Origin of the sequence: Chitinophaga pendula (assembly GCF_020386615.1) — a bacterium.
Taxonomy (GTDB): Bacteria; Bacteroidota; Bacteroidia; order Chitinophagales; family Chitinophagaceae; genus Chitinophaga; species Chitinophaga pendula.
Map to the genome: position 1 here is coordinate 5,496,183 of NZ_CP077769.1, position 20,174 is coordinate 5,516,356.

The 20,174-nt window shown below is 47.6% G+C and carries 17 protein-coding genes; 9 read left to right on the forward strand and 8 right to left on the reverse strand.

Annotated elements, in window-relative coordinates; translation table 11 throughout:
* Positions 1-4: 4 nt before the first annotated feature.
* The 3 genes from KTO58_RS20280 (at position 5) to KTO58_RS20290 (ending at position 2,314) form a co-directional block, all read left to right on the forward strand.
* Complete coding sequence (locus KTO58_RS20280; RefSeq protein ID WP_095837633.1) at positions 5-1,372, forward strand: c-type cytochrome; 1,368 nt, start codon at positions 5-7, stop codon at positions 1,370-1,372.
* A gap of 4 nt (positions 1,373-1,376) precedes the next feature.
* Entirely contained in the window at positions 1,377-1,538 is a 162-nt protein-coding gene (locus KTO58_RS20285; protein WP_157752826.1) for a hypothetical protein, read from the forward strand.
* Between the two features lie 251 nt (positions 1,539-1,789).
* Positions 1,790-2,314 (forward strand): DinB family protein, encoded by a 525-nt coding sequence (locus KTO58_RS20290; protein WP_095837632.1) that lies wholly within the window; start codon positions 1,790-1,792, stop codon positions 2,312-2,314.
* 16 nt (positions 2,315-2,330) lie between these two features.
* Here KTO58_RS20290 and KTO58_RS20295 read toward each other — a convergent pair whose 3' ends face one another.
* On the reverse strand, positions 2,331-2,918 hold the full coding sequence (locus tag KTO58_RS20295; protein ID WP_095837631.1) for an NAD(P)H-dependent oxidoreductase: 588 nt from the start codon (positions 2,916-2,918) through the stop codon (positions 2,331-2,333).
* A gap of 52 nt (positions 2,919-2,970) precedes the next feature.
* Positions 2,971-3,525, reverse strand: a complete 555-nt coding sequence (locus KTO58_RS20300; RefSeq protein ID WP_095837630.1) for a Crp/Fnr family transcriptional regulator — start codon at positions 3,523-3,525, stop codon at positions 2,971-2,973.
* A gap of 204 nt (positions 3,526-3,729) precedes the next feature.
* Here KTO58_RS20300 and KTO58_RS20305 point away from each other — a divergent pair, with 204 nt between their 5' ends.
* Complete coding sequence (locus tag KTO58_RS20305; protein WP_095837629.1) at positions 3,730-4,818, forward strand: hypothetical protein; 1,089 nt, start codon at positions 3,730-3,732, stop codon at positions 4,816-4,818.
* A 78-nt stretch (positions 4,819-4,896) separates the two neighbouring features.
* Here KTO58_RS20305 and KTO58_RS20310 read toward each other — a convergent pair whose 3' ends face one another.
* Together KTO58_RS20310 and KTO58_RS20315 are read right to left on the reverse strand one after the other, a co-directional pair.
* On the reverse strand, positions 4,897-5,739 hold the full coding sequence (locus KTO58_RS20310) for an arylamine N-acetyltransferase family protein (protein WP_095837628.1): 843 nt from the start codon (positions 5,737-5,739) through the stop codon (positions 4,897-4,899).
* A 35-nt stretch (positions 5,740-5,774) separates the two neighbouring features.
* Positions 5,775-6,671 carry a LysR family transcriptional regulator gene (locus KTO58_RS20315; protein WP_095837627.1) on the reverse strand — a complete coding sequence of 299 codons (897 nt, stop codon included), beginning with the start codon at positions 6,669-6,671 and terminating at the stop codon, positions 5,775-5,777.
* Positions 6,672-6,766: 95 nt separating this feature from the next.
* On the opposite strand from KTO58_RS20315, the gene KTO58_RS20320 reads away from it, so the two are divergent.
* Positions 6,767-7,408, forward strand: a complete 642-nt coding sequence (locus tag KTO58_RS20320; RefSeq protein WP_225859850.1) for an NAD(P)H-dependent oxidoreductase — start codon at positions 6,767-6,769, stop codon at positions 7,406-7,408.
* A 447-nt stretch (positions 7,409-7,855) separates the two neighbouring features.
* Here the strand turns inward: KTO58_RS20320 and KTO58_RS20325 are convergent, their stop codons facing one another.
* Complete coding sequence (locus tag KTO58_RS20325) at positions 7,856-8,605, reverse strand: LytR/AlgR family response regulator transcription factor (RefSeq protein ID WP_095837624.1); 750 nt, start codon at positions 8,603-8,605, stop codon at positions 7,856-7,858.
* Entirely contained in the window at positions 8,602-10,083 is a 1,482-nt protein-coding gene (locus KTO58_RS20330; protein ID WP_095837623.1) for a sensor histidine kinase, read from the reverse strand. Before KTO58_RS20330 ends, KTO58_RS20325 begins: the two co-directional genes overlap by 4 nt.
* Before the next feature lie 197 nt (positions 10,084-10,280).
* Here KTO58_RS20330 and KTO58_RS20335 point away from each other — a divergent pair, with 197 nt between their 5' ends.
* Both KTO58_RS20335 and KTO58_RS20340 read left to right on the forward strand, forming a co-directional pair.
* Positions 10,281-11,180 carry an ABC transporter ATP-binding protein gene (locus KTO58_RS20335; protein WP_095837622.1) on the forward strand — a complete coding sequence of 300 codons (900 nt, stop codon included), beginning with the start codon at positions 10,281-10,283 and terminating at the stop codon, positions 11,178-11,180.
* The gene (locus KTO58_RS20340) at positions 11,177-14,707 is read left to right on the forward strand and encodes a M1 family aminopeptidase (protein WP_095837621.1); all 3,531 of its coding nucleotides are present in this window, start codon (positions 11,177-11,179) and stop codon (positions 14,705-14,707) included. Before KTO58_RS20335 ends, KTO58_RS20340 begins: the two co-directional genes overlap by 4 nt.
* A gap of 1 nt (position 14,708) precedes the next feature.
* Here KTO58_RS20340 and KTO58_RS20345 read toward each other — a convergent pair whose 3' ends face one another.
* Both KTO58_RS20345 and KTO58_RS20350 read right to left on the reverse strand, forming a co-directional pair.
* Complete coding sequence (locus KTO58_RS20345) at positions 14,709-15,404, reverse strand: LytR/AlgR family response regulator transcription factor (protein WP_198315176.1); 696 nt, start codon at positions 15,402-15,404, stop codon at positions 14,709-14,711.
* Positions 15,405-15,408: 4 nt separating this feature from the next.
* Complete coding sequence (locus KTO58_RS20350; protein WP_095837619.1) at positions 15,409-16,497, reverse strand: sensor histidine kinase; 1,089 nt, start codon at positions 16,495-16,497, stop codon at positions 15,409-15,411.
* Between the two features lie 182 nt (positions 16,498-16,679).
* Here KTO58_RS20350 and KTO58_RS20355 point away from each other — a divergent pair, with 182 nt between their 5' ends.
* Complete coding sequence (locus KTO58_RS20355) at positions 16,680-18,866, forward strand: outer membrane beta-barrel family protein (RefSeq protein WP_095837618.1); 2,187 nt, start codon at positions 16,680-16,682, stop codon at positions 18,864-18,866.
* Positions 18,867-19,002: 136 nt separating this feature from the next.
* Positions 19,003-20,055, forward strand: coding sequence for a helix-turn-helix domain-containing protein (locus tag KTO58_RS20360; protein ID WP_095837617.1), 1,053 nt, complete (start codon positions 19,003-19,005; stop codon positions 20,053-20,055).
* The last annotated feature ends 119 nt before the right edge of the window (positions 20,056-20,174 follow it).

Consider the following 20,174-nt stretch of genomic DNA (forward strand, 5'->3'; position numbering starts at 1 on the left):
CTTTATGTTCCGACACTTTTTATTGCAGGCGACGACCACGCCTATTCCGCATGACATTCCATTGCCATTGCCGTTGCCTGAATGGGTATTGGTTATTATCCTGGTCCTTTCGTTCCTGGCGCATATTGTATTTGTGAACCTGATGCTGGGCGGTACGATCCTGACGTTGTGGGCGGAGCTCAAGGGGCGGAAGGAACCTGAATATGATGAGCTGGCGCATGAGATCGCGAAAACGATCACGGTGAATAAGAGCCTGGCGGTGGTGCTGGGGGTGGCGCCGTTACTTAGTATCAATACGCTGTATACGATCTATTTTTATTCGGCGAATGCGTTGACGGGGCTGATGTGGATTGCTATTGTGCCGCTGGTGACGATCGCTTTTCTGCTGACTTATCTGCATAAATATACCTGGCAGCAGATGATGGGGCATAAGTCGTTGCATATCTCCATTATAGGGGCGGCGTTGGCGATCTTTTTGTTCATTCCTTTTATTTTTCTGACCAATATCAACCTGATGTTGTTTCCGGAGAAGTGGGGGGTGGTGAAGGGTTTTCTCAGTGCGCTTACGCTGCCTAATGTATTTCCGCGTTACCTGCATTTTCTGTTGTCTTCGCTGGCGGTGACCGGTTTATTCCTGTTCTGGTATATGGGGCGCAGCCGGTATCCTTTTGCTGTTCATTTTAAGCATCTTACGCGGTATGATGTGCAGCGGCAATGTTATACGCTGGCGTTGGGGGCCTCTGCTGCGCAGTTTATTATCGGGCCGGTGGTGTTGCTGACATTGCCTGCCAAGGGGGTGGGTATGAACCTGATCGTTATTATTATTTGTGGGGCGGCGGTGTCTATTCCGGCGATGTGGTGGATGTGGAAACGTATCAGTGGGCCGCCGGCGGAGATCCGGAAGGGTTATTTTAAGGTGGTGGTGTGTTTGGGTGTCACGGTTTTGTTTATGGGATCGGGTCGGCATGTGTACCGGGCTAATGCGCTGGCATTTCACCAGCGGCAGGTGGCGGCGAAGACACGTGTTTTCCAGCAGTTATCTGCGGAGGCCCGGGCGGCGGCGGCGAGCAATGATACGGCGGCGACGGCAGGGAGCACTGAGGGCGGACCAGGCAAACCTGTTGGCGGGGAAGGGAAAGCCTTATTCCAGCAATATTGCGGCGCCTGTCATCATAAGGAAAATAAGCTGGTAGGTCCGCCGATGACGGAGATGGTGTCGATCTACCGGGATGATATGCCCGGTCTGAAGCGTTGGATCAAACATCCCGGTAAAAAGCGGGCAGGTTATCCGCAGATGCCGGCCTTTGAAGGTGTACTGAAGGAAGCGGAGCTGGAGAACGTAGTGGCGTATATTTTATCCATTCAACAATAAACATATGAGTTACTTGGTAGTGCCCATGTTATTTTTTGCTGTGACGGTTATCCGGCAGCTGGTGAATATCAGTCTTTTGCTGTTGCGAATATCGAAGGAGCCGGGGGTATCGGCAAAGCGGCTGGAGGAAGAGCATGATTATCAATTCATTAAGGGCTTATACTAGATAAGCGGCAGCTGAACACCTATTGTTTTGATTATCAAATCATTGCACACTTGTTGCATATAGGGTGTATAAGCGTTGTATAAGCATTCTATATGCAACTATATGCCCAGCTTATACAATGACTATACGAATGCTATAGGAATGATACAGGAGAGCTATAGGAAAGGGGGACGGGGGGGGCTTGTTGCAATGGTTTTTTGTGCTGCGGATCAATTCCGTTATTTTACGGTTTTTTGATCCCCTTTTTAGTTATGATACAAACGATCAGCAGACCACAGGCAGGCGAATATGCGCCCTATGCATCCACTTATGTAGACCAGATCCCGGTGGACCCGCTCCCGCTGGAGCAGTTCCAGGTTAATTACGATGCGTTGGAGGTTTTTTTCCGGTCCTTGCCGGAGGAGCAACTGGCTTACCGTTATGCGCCCGGTAAGTGGAATATGAAGGAGTTGCTGGTGCATATGATGGATACGGAGCGGATCTTTGCTTACCGGGCCCTTCGTTTTGCGCGAAAGGATGAGCAGCCGTTGGCGGGGTTTGACCAGGATGATTATATGCCTGCGTCGAATGCGAGCGAGCGTACGCTGGATGAGATCTTCGAGGAGTATTCAGCTATTCGCCGGTCCAGTATTGCATTGTTCCGTCATTTGCAGCCGGAGCAGCTGTTGTATAAGGGAGAGGCGAGTGGGCATGCGGTGAGTGTGCGTGCGTTGGCGTATATGATACTTGGTCACGAGCAACATCATTTAAGCGTGATAAAGGAGCGGTACCTGTAGGGTGACCGCTCTTTTTTTATTTACTGGCGGCATCGGTGGTCCCTAATTTCCGGACCTGTTGCAGCCATTGTTGGCGTTTGTTCTCCTTTGAGCCTCTTATGGGGCCTAATCCCAATGTGCGCACGGGTGTGATGCCACAGAATTCCAATGTCATTTTTTTAAGTTGGTGGAGGGCTGGTTTGCGGTAGTATAGCTTATAGAACCAGTCGGGGCTGTCGATGGTATAGATGATCCTGGCGGAGCGGCCGGTCAGTAGTTTGTCCCACCATACCGTGTTTTCGCGGTATTTGAAGGCGTATCCCGGGAGGAATGTGCGATCGAGGAATCCTTTGAGTAATGCGGGGAGGCTCCCCCACCAGACGGGATGTATCCATACGAGGTGGTTGGCCCATTTGATGAGTTCCTGCGCGCGGAGGAGGTCTGGTTCCAGTTCGGTCCGTTTGCGGTAGCCGTATTGGAGGTTAGGATTGAACTGCAGGTCTGCCAGTATGAGTTGTTGTACTTCGGCGCCAGCGCCGGAAGCTCCCTGAAGGTAAGCAGCTGCGAGGGCAGCGTTGAAGCTTTCTTTATCGGGATGGCCGTTGATGATGAGTATCTTTTTCACGCTGTAAAGTTGGCGGAATGGGCCATCAATTTATGTGACATTTGTCAAATAATCATTTGATGCTGCGGATACGGCTCAACGTTTCGCGGCTGATGCCGAGGAAGGATGCGAGGTGTTGGAGGGGGATGTGCCGGATATATCGGTTATCTTTTTGCAATAGCTGTTCGTAGCGTTCTTTGGCGGAATATTTCTGGAAGGCGACGATGCGTTGTTCCATTTCTACGTACATATTTTCGGCTACCTGGCGGCCGAGTTTTCCCCAGTTGGGGTATTTATCATAGAGGTATAGCAGGTCTGTTCTGCTGACGACCTGGAGTGTTGTATCGGTGAGGGCCTGGATGTTTTCGTCGGTGGGGCGTTGTGAGATAAAGCTGGAGAAGGCGCACATGATATCGCCTTCGAAGGTGATGCAGCTGGTCATTTCTTCGCCATCGTGGTTGTAATGGGAGCGCATGACGCCGGTGTGGATGAAGGCGATCTGGGAGGCTACTTTGCCTTCCTTGATCCAATATTCGTTCTTTTTGAGGTGGACGGTATGGAGGAAGGGGGTGATCAATTTTACCTCTTCCTGCCGGAGTATTTGTAATGATTCTATAAATTTTTCCAAAACGGTTCTATTAGACGGGTATACTAAAAGCTATTGGCCTATCGTTTGAAGCTGTTAGCCAGCTGCAATTTACGGTGGTTTGTGGAGGAAACAGCGACTTATGCAGATTGGCGGGTTTTGTGGTTGGCCGGCGGGGTATAAAATGTGTCGGTGGTCGGGAAATATTGTATAATTTACGGACTGTTCAATTAACTATATAACGATATGAAAAGGTTGATATTCCTGGTACTTTTTGTTATTCCGGTGGTGCTTCATGCCCAGAGTAAACTGACGCAGCAGCAGATCGAGGATTTTTCGGCCAGGGTTTCGCATCATTTTCAGTTGCCTACTGATCCTATTACGGAGTTCATTGCGGAGCAGCTGACGCGTACGGGTTCGGGCGGGTTGGATGTGGACAAGACGATGATGGAGTTGCAAAAAGATCCTGCGGCGCTGGATGCATCGTTGAAGTTCCTGTTCCAGTTCAGTGATTGTAACCGTCAGAAGTTGATTGCGAACCTGCGTTCGATGGACATCCAGTCTGGCAATGTATATCCTATCACGACGTATACTGTGAACAAGTATAAAGGAGATACGAAGGCTTTGCTGGAGGAGAAGCCCAGCATTGTGATCACTACCAAGCGTAAGCCACCGATGGTGTTGCCATCGGCTGGTGCTACCACGAGCAGTGCTACGGCTACTGTTACTACGACGAATGCAGACGGTAGGGCTACTACTGCCACGACGGCTGCGACTGCAGCCGGGAGCATTGCTGCCCAGCCGGTGGTTGCTACGGCGGAGACGCTGGACTGGGATGTGCGTAAATTGTTCCAGTTGCGTGATCCGGCCCAGTTGAGTGCTATCTATGGTGCGGAGCATGTGGTGGCGCGTCAGGCTACGGATAAGGAAGGCAATGAATTAGGCCAGGCATATTATGTATATCCGGATACGGATGATGAGATGCAGGTGATCTTTGACGGTGATAATGGTACGCAGCTGACCTTCAAAAATGAGCATAGCAAGTGGAAGTCGCCTTATGGTATTAAGGTGGGTGATCCTTTGGAGAAGATCATTAAGATCAACACCCGTGGTTTCCGGATGAATGCTTTTGAGTGGACGAAGGGCGGAGAGGTGACCAGTTGGGAGAAAGGTGCGATTGATGGCAAGGGGGTGCATGTGATCTTCCGGGCGTTGAACAGTGGTGATCCGAAATTATATGACCAGGTAACGGGGGATAAAAAGATCAGTTCTGATCACCCGGCGTTGAAGAAGCTAGGTGTTGTGGTAGAGGAGGTTTCGTTCAAGAGCAATTAAACGATAGTTCCTATGGGGACAAAAAGGGCGGTATCAGTATAGCTGGTACCGCCTTTTTTTAATGTTATTTATGTTGTTTTATGCTTTGTTGGCGATGCGTTGCAATAGTTCTTCCAGGCGCGGGTGATCGGGAAGATCGATCTGGAAGGTGTCTGTCAGTATGGTTCTCAGTTCGTTTGCGGAGCGGATGGTATGTTTTTCCGTTGCGCCTTCTTTTCTATGAATGGACAGCTCGTTATTACGCAAGCCGTATCGGCCCTCTTTGAATGGTTTGGCGATGAAGAGATCGCGGATAAAATGTGAATTGGGATGGTGACAGAGAAACCAGCTGTACAGTTCGTAATCGACGAGTTCCTGTGGTTCGAGTGTGAAATGGTAGACGGGCTTCCATTCGTTTTTGATGTTGACTTCCTGGGTATATACATTTCCATCGAGCCGGAGGCGGAATGCTTCGTGCGGTGTTTGTTGGTGCAGGTCGGGCTGCAGGAGCAGTGATTTGGTGAGTGTCATGCCACCGAAGCCGGTATCAGCGAGGTATCGTTGCCCATTGATGGTGACGAGGACGGCCATATGGGTACGCCAGGTAATGGCTCCGGGCGGTTGGTTCCAGACTACTCTTGCTGCCAAGCGGACGACGGGGAAGCCTATTTGTTCCAGTGCCTTGACGAAAAGGAGGTTGTGTTCGTAACAGTATCCCCCTCTCCTATGCTGTACCATCTTCTCGTGCAGGGAAGTGATATCGAGTTTCACTGGGATGTCGAGGAGCGGGTTGAGGTTTTCGAAGGGGATGGTGGTGGCGTGGAGGTACTGGATCTGGTCCAGGGTATCCAATGTGGGTGTGTGTGGGCCTTTGTAGCCTATTTTGTCTAAATAGGCCTGCAGGTCAGGTTGGCTGGTGGGTTGATCCGTTAACGAGGTCATTGTATTTGTTTTGGGTATTTATGGCAAGGTAGGCATTAGGCCATTTCTTTGACGAAGAAATCCTGGAGGATCTTTATTTCTTCGGTGTACATGGTCTTTTTGCGCATGGCGAAATAGAGTGTATTGACGATGGGATCGTTGCCGGTCCAGAGTAGTTTGATATTACCGCTATCGAGTTCTTTTTTGGACAGGAAGTCGGGTATGATGGCGATACCTGTCTGCCCGCTGAGGCAGCGGATGATGGAGCTCATATTGGGCACTATGAAGTTGGGTTTGAAATCCGGTCTTTTACCGAAGTTCTGGTGCCAGAATCGGCGGAGGTGTTCCATGTCGCCGGTGGTACCGTACCAGGTTTGTTGTTTGAGCCAGTCCAGGGCGGCTTCGAGGTCGTTATTTTTTATCATTTTCTCGAAGGGTTTTGACGCGGTGTTTTTGCCTGCGATCAGTACGATCATTTCTTTTGAGAAAGGCTGGTAGTCGATATTCTTGTATTCTCCTTTCTGAGGGGTGATGATGAGATCGAGTACGCCGCTGTCGAGGTCGGCCAGCATTTCTGGATATTCTCCGAATTTGATGATGACGTTAAAGGGCAGTTTGGGCAGGTATGATTCCAAGGTGAACTGGAATGTTTCGAAGCACATGCCGATGCTAATGGTAGGTTTATCTTTTTCTGCGCTTTTATGGAAGTGCTGTTCTGCGGCTTCCAGTTTGAACAATGCTTCTGCGACATAGTTGTATAATACTTTTCCTCTTTCTGTAGCGACCATTTTGCGTGAGGTGCGATCGAACAGTTTGTATCCTACGTATGCTTCCAGTGAATTGAGGTGGAGGCTTACGCCAGGTTGGGATACGTATAAGGTATCGGCGGCACCGGTGAGGGTACCTGTTTCGTAGATGGCTTTAAATGTTCTGAACCATTCCAGATTGACCATAACTATCAGAATTATGATGCAAAGGTATTACTTATATAATTATTATGAGACTTTGAGTTAGGGTACTTTTGTGCTATCAAAAACGAAATACAAACATGAAAAACATATTTGTGATCAATGGCGGGCAGGTCTTCGGGCATTCAGGCGGTCGTTTTAACGCGACGATCACGGGGATAACGCTCGCATTTTTCCGGGAGCATGCTGGGTTTAATGTACAGGTGACAAATATCAATGATCCTTACGATCCGCAGGTGGAGGTAGCGAAGTTTGTGTGGGCGGATGTGGTGATCTATCATACGCCGGTATGGTGGTTCCAGTTGCCACACGGGTTCAAGCAGTATATTGACCTGGTATTTACGGCAGGTCATGCGCGTGGTATTTATATGAGTGATGGGCGTAAGGCAGAGGACCCTACGGTGAATTATGGTACCGGGGGGATGCTGCACGGCAGGCAATATATGCTGACGACGTCCTGGAATGCGCCGAAGGAAGCGTTCACGTTGCCAGGGGAGTTTTTCAAACAGACCACTGTGGATGACGGGCCGATGTTTAGTTTTCACCGGATGAACGCCTTTGTGGGGTTACAACCGTTACCCACGCTTCATTTTCATGACGTCGAGAAAAATGCGCAGATCGGTCAGGATATTGATCGTTACAAAGCGCATCTGGCGAAGGTGTTTTTAAAAGCCGGTTGTGAGGCAGCGGCACAACATCAACAACAACATCAATTAGTATAAAAATGGCATACAGATAATTAGGCAAGACTTCGCTAGAGCTACCATTATCTATGGTGCATCTGCTATCGGCGAGAACACTACTTGTATTATCATTTCTGTTGATTGCCAGTGCAGGGTATTTGTGCGGGCAATCGAAAGAGAAGTGCCGGTATATTAAGACAGCAGCAGGCTACTTAATGTTATTGCTGCAGGGTGCCGATCTATTTTCCCAGCTGGAGGGATTTGCCCATCAGGAGCAGATCCCTTCAGCTAATTTTATCCCTATATGCACACGGCATGGTTACGGATAGAAACTTCCAGGCCTTTGGCGGCCATTGTTAGGAGCGACTGTGGAGACTGGCTCTGTGGAGATTGTGATCACGGTACATCCACAGCGGTTAGAGCCGGTATTTGAGGAGCAGTTGGGGGCTACTGTACTTAGCCTGGAGGCTGGGCTTCAGTAAGGTTTTATGGTTCGGGAGATAGCAGCTCGCGTATGATGTGTTTGTAGTTTTTACCCAAGGGAAGTTCTTTCCCATTTTTGAGGCATATGTTATTTCCCTCTATATAGTCCACATAGTGTTTGTTGAGAATAAAGGATTTGTGGATGCGTACGAAAGTATCTGCGGGTAGTTGTTCTTCGAAGCTGCTTAGTGTTCTTGCTGTCAGCAGGAAACGTTGTTCTTCCCATACTTTTACATAGTTACCCAGGCTTTCGAGATAGTATATCTGATCCAGTTTGAGTTGAATAAATTTCTTATCTGCTTTGATATATATCTGGGCGGATTCTGCTGTTTGTGTTGTTGGGGGCGGTAATGTAGCTGCCGGTGCGGCGGCGGGCGATGTGGTCTGTTGTCTCAGGGTGTAAGTTGCGAGTGCGCGATTAGCTGCTTTGAGGAAACGGTCGAAGCGAAAGGGTTTCAGCAGGTAGTCGCATACGTCGAGGTCGAAACTTTCCAACGCATATTCCTGGTAGGCGGAGGTGATGATGACCAATGGCTTTTGTTGTAATGTTCTGAGGAAGTCCAGTCCATTGAGGCGAGGCATGCGGATGTCGAGGAATAGCAGGTCTACGGGTTGTTTGCTGAGGAACTCCATTGCCTCTGTTGCCCTGTAACACTGTCCTACTACCTGCAAGAAGGGAACATCCGTGATATATTTCAGGATGATATCGTGAGCGAGGGGTTCATCATCTACTATGAGGCAGCGCATACTCATGTGAGGTCCAGTTGCAAAGTTGCTTTAAAAATATGATTTTCTGATGAGGTGTACAGGGTATGTTTTCCCGGATACAGGAGTGACAGGCGTTTTTGCAGATTTGTCAGCCCGATGCCCGGCGGTTTTTCATTCGGTTGTTCAAAGGAGTTGATGCAACTAAAATACAATTGTGTGGCGGTACAGTTTAATATCAGTTCGAGGGTGGCTGTATCTTCTGCCGGTTCTATGCCATGTTTAAAAGCATTTTCCACCAGTACGATCAATAACATGGGCGGTATCACCTGTTCTACGTTGGTGATATCCTTTTTAAACTGCCCTTGCAGGGGCTTTCTCAACCTTATCTGCTGTAGTTCCATATAGTCTTCTATGTACTTTATTTCTTCCTGTATGGAGACACCTGGTTCCTGTCCTTTGTAAATAACGTAGCGCATCAGTTCGGACAGGTGGAGGATGCTCTCTGGTGTTTTTCCGGACTGATGCAAGCTAAGGGCGTAGAGGTTGTTGAGGGTATTAAAAAAGAAGTGTGGATTCAGTTGTTGTTTTAGTAGTCCCAGTTCTGTTTCTGCTTTATCTTTTTCCAGCGATGCGATGTGGGAGTGTTGCCTGCCGAGTTGTATGGCCAGTACGATGGGGAGGCTGATGGCGACGATGGTGGCGGCGGCGAATCCATTCTCTGCTTTGAACGGGTTGGCGGAGAATATGGGCCCCAGCAGTTGTGTGATAGGCAATGCATTCAGCAAAGCGGCCAGCAGCGGATAACAGCAGCCGATTACGGTAAGGGTACACAGGATGTATGCCAGTATGCCTTTGTTCTTCAGCACTTTTGCTACCAGCAGGTGGCTGTTAATGTAGAAGAAAAAATAGCCACAGAGGTACATCAGGAAATACTGAGCGGCGAATCCCAGGAAGGTGCCAAAGTGGGTAATGATCATGTGGAGGTCGAACTCCCCTCCTACTAACAGGTTACCGCTGCTGTTGTAGTATCGGGGTTTGCCTATACTGGATATAGTGAAGATACCCAATATAATACTGATCAGGGCGATGCTGAGCAGGATTGCCTTTTCGAGGTTGAATGACTGCAGCCACCGGTGTTGGCGGCCACGGCCACGTATATAGTGACTGAGTTGCAGGGCGACTTCTATTACGAACGCCCATATGGCACCTCCAAAGATCATTTCTTTGCTATCTCCTTCTCCAACCAGTCCATTACCTATTGTGGCCGTAAGAGGCAACAGTAGTCCGAATGTAATCAGCCAGCACAAGGCATAGCGCCATGTTGGCCAGGTGTTTCTCCACTGTTCGCTGAAGCAGGAGAATACCAGGACGGGACTTAGTACGACGGCCATTGTCAGGATGCCAGTGCTGTAGTAATGCCAGACATCTACCTGCTGTTCCCAGGTGTTAACAATGGCGCACCATATGAGTAAGCCCAGGTATATCCAGGTATAATGCAGTTTATATATCCATTTTTCCATCATGCTGTAGGATGTAAAGGAATATTGATTCTATGCTTCCAGCAAATTTTAATGATGAAAGTGTGGAATTTGATGATGTAGGTAAATCTTTCCGGTTACGGGCATAAATGGTACGTTGATCACGGAAGCGATGTATTTCCTCAAGTATAGTTGAACACGCTGATGGCTGCCCATAATTTGGCGGTATTAAATCGAAGTTCATGTACAGACTACACATCCATCAACTTAGCAAAAGCTATGTCCGCGGGACGAAAGCGCTGGATAATGTGTCGCTCTCTATACCTAATGGTATGTTTGGTTTGCTGGGGCCTAACGGTGCTGGTAAATCTACTTTAATGCGTACGTTGGCGACGCTTCAGCCACCTGACAGCGGGCAGGTATTGTTTGACGGGCAGGACATTACGTTGCAACCCTCTTTTTTACGCCGGCAGCTGGGTTATTTACCACAGGATTTTGGTGTATATCCGAAGATCTCTGCATTTGATCTGCTGGATCATTTTGCTACGCTGAAAGGTATTATTCACCGTCAGGAGCGTAAGGAGCAGGTATTGGCGCTTTTACACCAGACGAATCTTTACCAGGTACGTAAGCAGGCAGTCAGTACCTTTTCCGGCGGTATGCGGCAGCGATTTGGTATTGCGCAGGCATTACTCGGTAATCCTCAGCTGGTGATTGCTGACGAGCCGACGGCGGGGCTTGATCCGCAGGAGCGGAACCGCTTTCACGACCTGCTTTGTGAGATCGGGGAGCAGGTGGTGGTTTTGTTGTCGACGCACATTGTAGAGGATGTAAAGGATCTTTGTCCGCGGATGGCGGTGATGGCCTCGGGGAAGGTGTTACTACAAGGTGGACCCTCGGAGCTGACTGCTGCGCTGACAGGGTTGGTATGGCATAAGACGATATTGAGAGCGGATCTGCCGGATTACCAGGCAGCACTCAATGTGATCTCCACCCGTATGCAGGCCGGTCAGTTGCAGGTGCATGTGCTGTCTGCTGATTGTCCGGGTGCAGGTTTTACGCCCTTTACGCCAGGTTTGGAGGAGGTTTATTTTTCGGCATTATTTGGGACGCAACGTTCCGGAAAGGAGGCGAGGTTATGATGAGGTCACTTTTACGATTTGAGTTATCCTATCATTTCCGGCAGGTGACTTTTCTCATCGCGGCCTTTTTGTTCTTTATGATGGGGATGCTGGCGGTGCAGATGAACTTTGGCGGGACTGATATTTACAAGAACTCGCCTTATGTGGCGGCGGTGATGACCAGCCTGCTTTCGCTGAACACCCTATTCCCCGCTATTATATTTGCCGGGAATGTATTGATACGTGATAGCAGCTATAAGACGGAACCGTTGTTGTTCACGACGGCGATCACGCGGCCATATTATTTCTTTGTCCGCTTTGCCGGTTTCTTTACTGCTGTATTCTTATTGTTACTGTTGATGGTAACGGGTGTTATGATAGGTACTGTTGTTTTTGCCGCGCATCAGAGCGGGCCATTTCACCTGTATTACTATATACATCCCTTAGTCGTGTTTGGGTTACCTAATGTGTTATTTGTAAATAGTTTGCTTTTCAGTATTTCCCTGTTGACCCGTAATGTCAAAGCGATCTATGTAGGCGGTGTGTTGATCTACGTACTATACCTGGCGGGATCGGTATGGGGTCAGTCGCCTTTGATAGCCGGATCTGCTGCCAAGACAGGGCTTCCCTCCTTGTCAGCCCTGCTGGTAGACCCCTTCGGTTTAAGTACGTTTTTCGGTGTTACCCGTTTATGGAATACCCTGCAAAAGAACCAGCAAGTATTTGCGCTAAGCGGTGGCTTTCTATTTAACCGGTTGTTATGGACGGGGATATCCTGCAGCCTGTTACTGCTTACTTATAAAACCTTTCCTTTCCGGCAACAGCAGATGCAGGCTAAACGTCTGCCTGTCAGGCAAGCTACGCCTACGTCATTGTTGCCGTACCATCCTGTTGACGTTCATCCTTACGGCAATGGTTATTACCGGCGAGCCATTCTTTCGCAATTCAAACTGGAGGTGAGCGCACTGTTGAAACATATTCCTTTTGGGGTCATGCTATTATTATGGGCGGTATTGCTGTGGATAACGTTAAAAGACAGTGCGACTATGGGGTTCTATGGTATGCGCTTCTACCCTTTCACCGGTATTATCGTGGCGCAGCTACTGGATATAAAGTTTGCCTTACTGCTGATCATTTTCTATGTAGCGGAGATAAGCGGGCGGGAGCGATCTGCCAATATCCAGGGGTTGCTCTATAGTACACCGGTGCCGGATATGATCATGTGGGGCGCCAAATGTGGTGCACTTGCCTTACTGGTATTCCTCCTCATCACTGTTAATATTGGTACGGGTATCGGGTTACAGCTAAGTAACAATTACCGGCAGCTGGAATTACCATTGTATGGTAGCCTGTATTATTACAGCGGCTTACCATTGTTCTTGTTTGCCATACTGGCGTTGTTTATACAGACACTTGCCGGCAGCAAATATTCCGGTTTGCTATTGAATGTGATGGCAGCGGGGTTGATCGTATTCAGCAAGCGGATCGGTATTACCCATTACCTGCTGCGTTATGCCAGTGTGCCCAAACTGGAGCATTCTTATATGAATGGTTTCGGGCATTATGCTACGGCCTTCAACTGGTATATGCTTTATTGGGGAGGGCTGGCGCTTTTACTTGCTTTGGGCAGCATTGCCCTGTGGAATGGCGGTGGCAGGCGGGGACCGCTCGCGTCTTTCCAATCGGCCTGGCGGCAGCGAGGCAGGGTAGGTAACATGCTGTTACTGGCAGGATTGCTGACCTGGGTGACAGCTGGTGCTTATGTTTACTATCAGACAAACCTCATTGGCAAATACCAATCCCCTTCCGATCAGGAGGCCTGGCAAGTCGGTTATGAGCGTGCTTATGCACCATTAGCCCGGATATCACAGCCGGATATCACAGCCTTAAAAGCGAAGATAGACCTTTATCCATCGGAGCGGCGGTATACCGTCAAAGGTAGCTACCAGTTGAAAAACAACACTGACAGCGCTATCCGTCGTATATGGGTAGGTATTGAGCCATCGGTTACGAAGGCGCAGCTGTGGTTGCCCGGCGCCACCCTACAACAAGCCGACAAGCTCTATGAGCAATATTGGTATTTATTAAAGACGCCATTGTTGCCAGGGCAGGAGCTATCCTTACAATTCCAGATGGACGTGGTGCGTAATGGATTCGTTGCCTTTAACAATGAGCATTCCCTTGTGGCAAACGGTTCATATGTAGAGCTTGCGAAGTATTTACCTTTTATCGGCTACAACGGGCGTCTGCAATGTGAAGATGCGATCGTGCGTAAGGCAGCCGGGCTGGCTGAGCAGGTAACGGACGACTACGACACTACCTATCATCTGGTGGATATAGATGCTACTGTTTCTACTGCGGGGGATCAGTATGTGTGTATGCCGGGGGTATTAAAACGTTCCTGGCAGCAGGCCGGCAGGCGATATTTTCATTACCAGACGGAAGCTCCTATCAACTTTGCCTTTGCTTTGAGTTCTGCGCGATATGCTATAAAAAGGGAGCAATACAAAGGGGTATCGCTTAGTATATTTTACCAGGAAGGATATGCACATAACCTGGAGAGCATGATGCAGGGTATGAAGGATGCCTTGGACTATTGCAGTGAGCAGTTTATGCCCTATCCGTTTACGACACTTTCTATCGCGGAGATACCACAATACAGGGGTACGGCGACAGCCTATCCGGGGATGATCTTCAGTGCGGAGCAGAACAATTTCCTCAGTGATTTCAGGGACTCCAACAAGTTGGATTATGCTTATGCGACTGTGCTGCACGAGGTATCGCATCAGTGGTGGGCACATACCCTTGTACCTGCCGGGGGACCCGGTTACAAGATGCTGACGGAATCCCTGGCCAAGTATACGGAAGCGGTGGTGATGGAGCGGAAAGTCGGCCCCCTGCGATTGCGGCAATATATGCAGGCAGATAATTCCCTGTATATGATGACACGCGGCAGCTATGCTCATGAACCTGCGTTGGTCAATACGATAGATGAATCTTTCGTTTGCTATCAGAAGGGCGCGATGGCATTTTATGCTATCAAGGAAAGCATCGGTGAAAAGCAGGTAAATGCGGCCCTGCGGCAGCTGGTATATGCGCATGTTTATCCTTTCAAGAGAGCGATACCAGAGGACCTGGTACAGGCCTTGTACCAGTATGCTGACACTACACAGCGACGATTGATCGACGAGCAGCTACGGCAAGTGATCGTATACGATCTGGCAGTAAAGGTATTATCCTGCGAACGGGTTGGCAGCAAATATCATTTGCAGGTGCGGGTAGATATTCAAAAGAACAGGCAATTGGATGCTCAGCCGGAGCAGCCGCTGGCCATTAACGATATCATTCCTCTTGCTATTTTCGACCAGGAAAGTGAAGTATGGATACGGCCAGCTGTTCCTATTTACCTGGAACGTACTTATTTTCATCAGGCGTCCACTATGCTGACACTTGTATTGGACCGGGCCCCAGCGATGGTGGCTATTGACCCTTATGCGTATATCCCGGACGGCAACCAGCAGGATAACATCGCTATCGTGCCCAGGTAGTTTATTTGCTGAAGCTGTTTAATACTATGTCTTTATAGTTGCTACTAACGGGGACTGCCTGTAGCCCGGTGAGTGTCACTTCACCGGGCTTTATCACTTTAATCCTGGCGATGGATACGATATATGATTTGTGTGTACGTACGAATCGATCCGGGGGTAACATTTCTTCCAGCTTTTTCATGGTAAGATGTACCAGGTAGGTCCGGTTGTCTGTGACGATCTTCATATAGTCCCGGGAGCCTTCGATATATATTATATCTGTATAGGGGATCTTTAACAGCCCTTCTTTTTCTTTTACCAGCAGGTGGCCCTGATAGGGGGAAGCCGGTTGATCCGTTGGGGTGGCGAGCAGGGCTTTCACTTTTTGTATGGCCTGGAGAAAACGTTCGTATGAGAACGGTTTGAGCAGGTAATCTGCTACATTCAGTTCATATCCTTGTAGTGCGTACTCAGCGTATGCGGTAGTAAATACCACTTTGGCTGTTGGATGTAACGTTTTGAGGAATGTGACACCATTGACCAATGGCATTTCGATATCCAGGAAGATGAGGTCGACCGTTTGTTGTTCCAGTTTGGCGAATGCTTCCATGGCATTGCGACAATTGCCAGCCAGTGTAAGGTCGTCCGTCTGCAGGATATATTGTTCGAGTATCTGGTGAGCGATGACCTCATCATCGACTATCAAACATTTGATCATGATCTTAACATTGTATATGAAGGTGTACGGTATAGGTATGGTTGTCGGTGGTGATGTCCAAGGTATGACGTTCCGGATAGTATAGTGCCAGCCGCTTTTTTGCATTCTCTAATCCGACGCCTCCATAGTATGATGATTGCATGGGTGTGATCAGCACTTTGCTGTTGGAGATCATAAAATGAACCCTGTTTTGTGTTACTGTGATTGCTCCTTTTACAAAGCCATTATCAGAGATGCGATGTGCGCCATGTTTAAAACTGTTTTCCACGAAAGGTATAAATAAGAGCGGTGCTATTGACAGGTCTTGCAGGCTGTTACGATCTATTTGAAAATGGATATTAGCCATCGGGTAGCGTTTTTTCTCCATTTCGAGATAGTTGTCGAGGAAGTCGAGATCTTTTTCGACAGGCACCTGGTTTTGCTGGCAATCGTACAGTATGTACCGCATCATATCGGATAGGCGCAAGATAAAGGCAGGTGTTTCTTTAGCACCTGTTATACTCATGCCATATATACTATTCAGGGTGTTGAAGAGGAAGTGCGGGTGCAGTTGTGCTTTTAGCGTCTCCAGTTGCAGTACCAGGTTATCTTTTTCGAGGACGTGCCGTTGTTTTTCGGCGGAGAATGCATACCGCATGAACATGACCGAGAAGAATGCCAGCATATCTGTCAGGATAATGGTGACCTGCATACCTCTGGTCATCAGGGCATGGTCGAACCAGGCAAACTGTTTTTCCCAGAACACGGTCATTACCGGGTTGTGGTTCAGGAACCGGAAGAGGGCTGCCATGAACCAGTTGACCCATTTGGGTATGAATACAAACCAGGCTATGGTGGTAAAGAAGAGGGCAGTATACTGTCTTTTTTTCAGGAGCCAGGGGCCTATGAGCCGGTAAAAAGGGATGACATAGGCGGTGGTGGCAATGGCGAAAGGGATGAGTATGGGAAAAGGGAAATTGGTACGAAGGCGAGGGAGCCAGGAATCCCCTGCCAGTTCGCTGTACTTATACAGGCAGACATATATTATCCAGACCAGTATTTCATAGACGGAGATGATCTGGCTGCCGGATTGTTGTTTTCTTGGATTGCTCATACACAAAACTAATACCGTACATGCGGTGCGCTTATTGGCTGTTCGACAAAATGGGATTTTCTTTCGACAAAATCAAGGGCAGTTGATTACGTAGCCTGTATATGGTATTTGGCAGAAAGCAGGTTTCCGTCTCCTGACGATCGTTGTTCCTTTGCTGTATCAATCAAAACATAGCAATCGACATGAGACATCATCGTACACTGACCTACTCCCTGGCCTTTTCTTTTCTTGCCTATATGCCTGTTATTGCTCAATCCCATACGACTATGGCAAAGGATACGTCCACAGCTGCCTCTGCCAAAAATCTGCAAGGTGTGACTGTTACGGCAGCAGCACCTTTCATCATTCAACGGGCGGACCGGATCATTCTGCATGTATCTCAACGTACTGCTACCGCAGGCGGCAATGTCTATGAAGCTCTCCTGCTCACTCCTGCACTGACGGATCAGCAAGGGCTACAGTTCAGGGGCAAACAGGTGGCCGTATATATCAACGGTAAGCCTACACGACTCAGCGGAGAGGAGTTAAAACAATACTTATCTTCTATGCCAGCTAATACGGTAGATCAGATACATGTGATCCCTCAGCCCTCTGCCAAATATGAAGCAAATGGCGGTGTCGTGATCGATATCATACTCGCCAAGAATAAAAGCTATGGTACCAACGGTACGTTGACCGCAGGTGGGGGCCTGGGTAATTACCTGCGACATAATGGAGGTGTCAGCATCAATCATCGCAATGCGCAGCTCAATGTATACGGTAGTTATGATTATCTGTATAACCAGACGGCTACCCGTAATAGTGCTGAACGCTTTTTCAATAAGGGCTATACTGTTACCGATGAGCAAAACATTGTAGACCGTACGTCTGCGCATACATTGAAAGCCGGGCTTGATTATACTTTTAATGCACACAGCAGTGCGGGCATACTAGTGAGAGGCGTAGTCAGTGAGCGTAATAAAGACATCCGCAACCATTCGCTGGCCCATTATCATGCAGGGGGTCCGGATGCTATTTCTCTTGTCAACGCGGATAATTCGGCCGCTTATGTGACACCTACCGTTAACTTATACTATAAGTTGCTGACCGGTCGAAGAGGTGCGGCGTTAACGTTAAATGCGGACTATTTCAGTTATGAGAAACGTTGGAATGATGATTTTGTAACTACCTATCGTGATGCCAGTGGTCAGGCAACGGCTCCTGATTATTATCTAAGAAATCAATCTCCCGCTAGTAACCGTATACAGTCGTTTTCTGGGGATTATACTTTCAAAGCAGGTAAGATCCGTTATGAGACGGGTATCAAGGGGGTATTCACCCGTACTGACAATAATGCACAATGGGATATACAAGATAAGGGGATGTGGCAACCAGATAAGGGTAAAACCAATCATTTTATTTATCAAGAGGATATTTATGCGGCTTATGCATCTGCTGCTACTTCTATCAAAAAGATCGATCTTCAGGCAGGCATCCGGTTGGAGCATACTGCGGCCCTGGGTCATTCACTGACGCTGGCGCAACGTGATTCACAACGTTATACGGACTTATTTCCCAACATTAGCATTGGTTATAATAAAGATGACAAGCAGCAATTTTCTTTGTCTTACCGTAAAAAGATCGAGCGATTTGGATTTGACATTGTCAATCCTTTCCTGGTGTACCAAAGCCAATATGTTTATTATCAGGGCAATCCTGCGATCAAGCCCTCTTATTCTCATAATTTGGAGGCTGGATGGGCGTATGGCAATGAGTGGATGGCCGCTGTTAGTTATAGTTATTTTACTGCTGTGCTGGCAGAAGTATACAGAAAGGGTAACGACGACAATACGATTATCAGCACATATGATAATGTGGCCAGTGCCAACCAGTTGAGTACCGATCTTACCTATACGAAATACCTGCTGTCGAATAAATTAATGAGCAGCAACACCATTGGCGGCCTATATGCAAAGTACAATGCACCTGATAACACGGGACTGGGCAGCGCTTCGTTCGGTGGATTTGTAAGCAGTAATAATCAATACCAGCTTGCATCACGCTGGCAGGCGGAAATGAATTTGTTTTACTATAGTCCGATCATCTTTGGTGCTTATCGTTTCCAATCACAATTTTCTATGGGATTAGGCGTTTCTGCCAATGTATTGCAAAAGAAAGCGACGGTGAGTTTGCATGTGACAGATCTGTTCCATACGAATAAGCGCCGGTATACGGTTAACTCTTATGGGGTTTACTTTAACAATCGCAGTATGCCGGAGACCAGATTTATCAAGATCGCCTTTAGTTACCGATTTGGTAATAAAAATGTAAAGGCTGCTAAGAACAAGAAAACAGGTATCGATGACGTTAAAAGGAGGATGGAAAGTTAACGCTTACCATTCGCCAAGCTAAAAACCTGAAAATGGCCCTTGTATATCTATATAGGGGCCTTTTTGTATGGTATTTAAATTTCGCTTATCTTTCTTTTCCCTTGCTAATATATACCCCTTTATCATGGGATAACATATGAATATTGGACAGCAAATATTGTTTCTTTTGAGTGCGCTGGGAGCTGTGAATGCCATTATCCTCAGTCTTTATCTTTTCTTTAATAAAAAGAAAAGATCTCTTTCCACTATTTTTCTAGGTATCTTATTACTGACGCTTAGCCTGCGGGTGATCAAATCTGTTTTTATATATTTTAATCCGCAGCTTGATAAGATCCTGGTACAGATAGGGCTGACGGCCTGTTTTTTTATAGGGCCTTCGCTATATTATTTTGTGAGGTCTGTGCTAGGTAAGGTGGAGCGGATGCCGAGATCTTGGAAATGGAGTTTAGGTCTTCAGGCAGGTCTTATTTTTTTGATAGGTGTTATCTGGCCTTATTCGATCTATCTGAAGGTATGGAAGGTCATGGCATATGTTATTTATGTACAATGGTTTGCCTATGTAGTGGCTAGTGGTTATGCGGTATGGCCTTCGCTTAAGCTCTTTTTTACGGACCGTTCTCTGCTTACGGGAGCAGCGCGATATGCGTTAATGGTCTATTCGGGGAATACGATCATTTTTGCCTTTTATTTGGCGGCGATCATTTTTCTCATGCGTGATATATACATTATGGGGCCGGTGTCGCTTACCTTCCTGCTGTATTTAAATATCGTGATGTTGTTTTTTGGTAAGGGGCTTGATAACAATAATGCAGGCAAAGTGGAAAAGAAAAAGATCGCCACGGATGATGCCCTTTTGTGGATAGACCGTTTGGAGAAGGTGATCGGGGAAAAGGCGTTGTATAAAGACCCCAACCTGAAGTTGCATGAGCTGGCGCAACACATTAATATTTCTGCCCATCAGTTATCTCAACTATTGAATGATAATATTGGGAAAAGTTTTTCTACCTACATTAATGAGTATCGTATCCGGGAAGCTTGCCGGTTGATTACGAGCAGTGATCATCTGACCATAGAAGCTATCGGGTATGAGGTAGGGTATAATTCGAAGTCTACATTCTATACTGCTTTCAAAAAAGTGATGGATACCACCCCTTCTCTGTACAAGGAGGGTTTAGCCAAAATCATCTAATAATCAACTATTTACATTTTTACTGAGTACGGTTTTATAAATCCGTACGCCGGTTTTCGGGAAGCCGGACCTTGTCAATGCGGTATGTTTTTAGGTTTGCTGAAAACGAAAAATACCGA

What these genes read in the sequence shown, in the direction of transcription:
- KTO58_RS20285 (WP_157752826.1), top strand. Translation starts at nt 1,377, where the DNA reads ATGAGTTACTTGGTAGTGCCCATGTTATTTTTTGCTGTGACGGTTATC.
- KTO58_RS20325 (WP_095837624.1), bottom strand. Translation starts at nt 8,605, where the DNA reads ATGAGTATGCGCTGCCTCATAGTAGATGATGAACCCCTCGCTCACGAT.
- KTO58_RS20335 (WP_095837622.1), top strand. Translation starts at nt 10,281, where the DNA reads ATGTACAGACTACACATCCATCAACTTAGCAAAAGCTATGTCCGCGGG.
- KTO58_RS20320 (WP_225859850.1), top strand. Translation starts at nt 6,767, where the DNA reads ATGAAAAACATATTTGTGATCAATGGCGGGCAGGTCTTCGGGCATTCA.
- KTO58_RS20350 (WP_095837619.1), bottom strand. Translation starts at nt 16,497, where the DNA reads ATGAGCAATCCAAGAAAACAACAATCCGGCAGCCAGATCATCTCCGTC.
- KTO58_RS20290 (WP_095837632.1), top strand. Translation starts at nt 1,790, where the DNA reads ATGATACAAACGATCAGCAGACCACAGGCAGGCGAATATGCGCCCTAT.
- KTO58_RS20330 (WP_095837623.1), bottom strand. Translation starts at nt 10,083, where the DNA reads ATGATGGAAAAATGGATATATAAACTGCATTATACCTGGATATACCTG.
- KTO58_RS20340 (WP_095837621.1), top strand. Translation starts at nt 11,177, where the DNA reads ATGATGAGGTCACTTTTACGATTTGAGTTATCCTATCATTTCCGGCAG.
- KTO58_RS20305 (WP_095837629.1), top strand. Translation starts at nt 3,730, where the DNA reads ATGAAAAGGTTGATATTCCTGGTACTTTTTGTTATTCCGGTGGTGCTT.
- KTO58_RS20355 (WP_095837618.1), top strand. Translation starts at nt 16,680, where the DNA reads ATGAGACATCATCGTACACTGACCTACTCCCTGGCCTTTTCTTTTCTT.
- KTO58_RS20310 (WP_095837628.1), bottom strand. Translation starts at nt 5,739, where the DNA reads ATGACCTCGTTAACGGATCAACCCACCAGCCAACCTGACCTGCAGGCC.
- KTO58_RS20360 (WP_095837617.1), top strand. Translation starts at nt 19,003, where the DNA reads ATGAATATTGGACAGCAAATATTGTTTCTTTTGAGTGCGCTGGGAGCT.
- KTO58_RS20345 (WP_198315176.1), bottom strand. Translation starts at nt 15,404, where the DNA reads ATGATCAAATGTTTGATAGTCGATGATGAGGTCATCGCTCACCAGATA.
- KTO58_RS20280 (WP_095837633.1), top strand. Translation starts at nt 5, where the DNA reads ATGTTCCGACACTTTTTATTGCAGGCGACGACCACGCCTATTCCGCAT.
- KTO58_RS20315 (WP_095837627.1), bottom strand. Translation starts at nt 6,671, where the DNA reads ATGGTCAATCTGGAATGGTTCAGAACATTTAAAGCCATCTACGAAACA.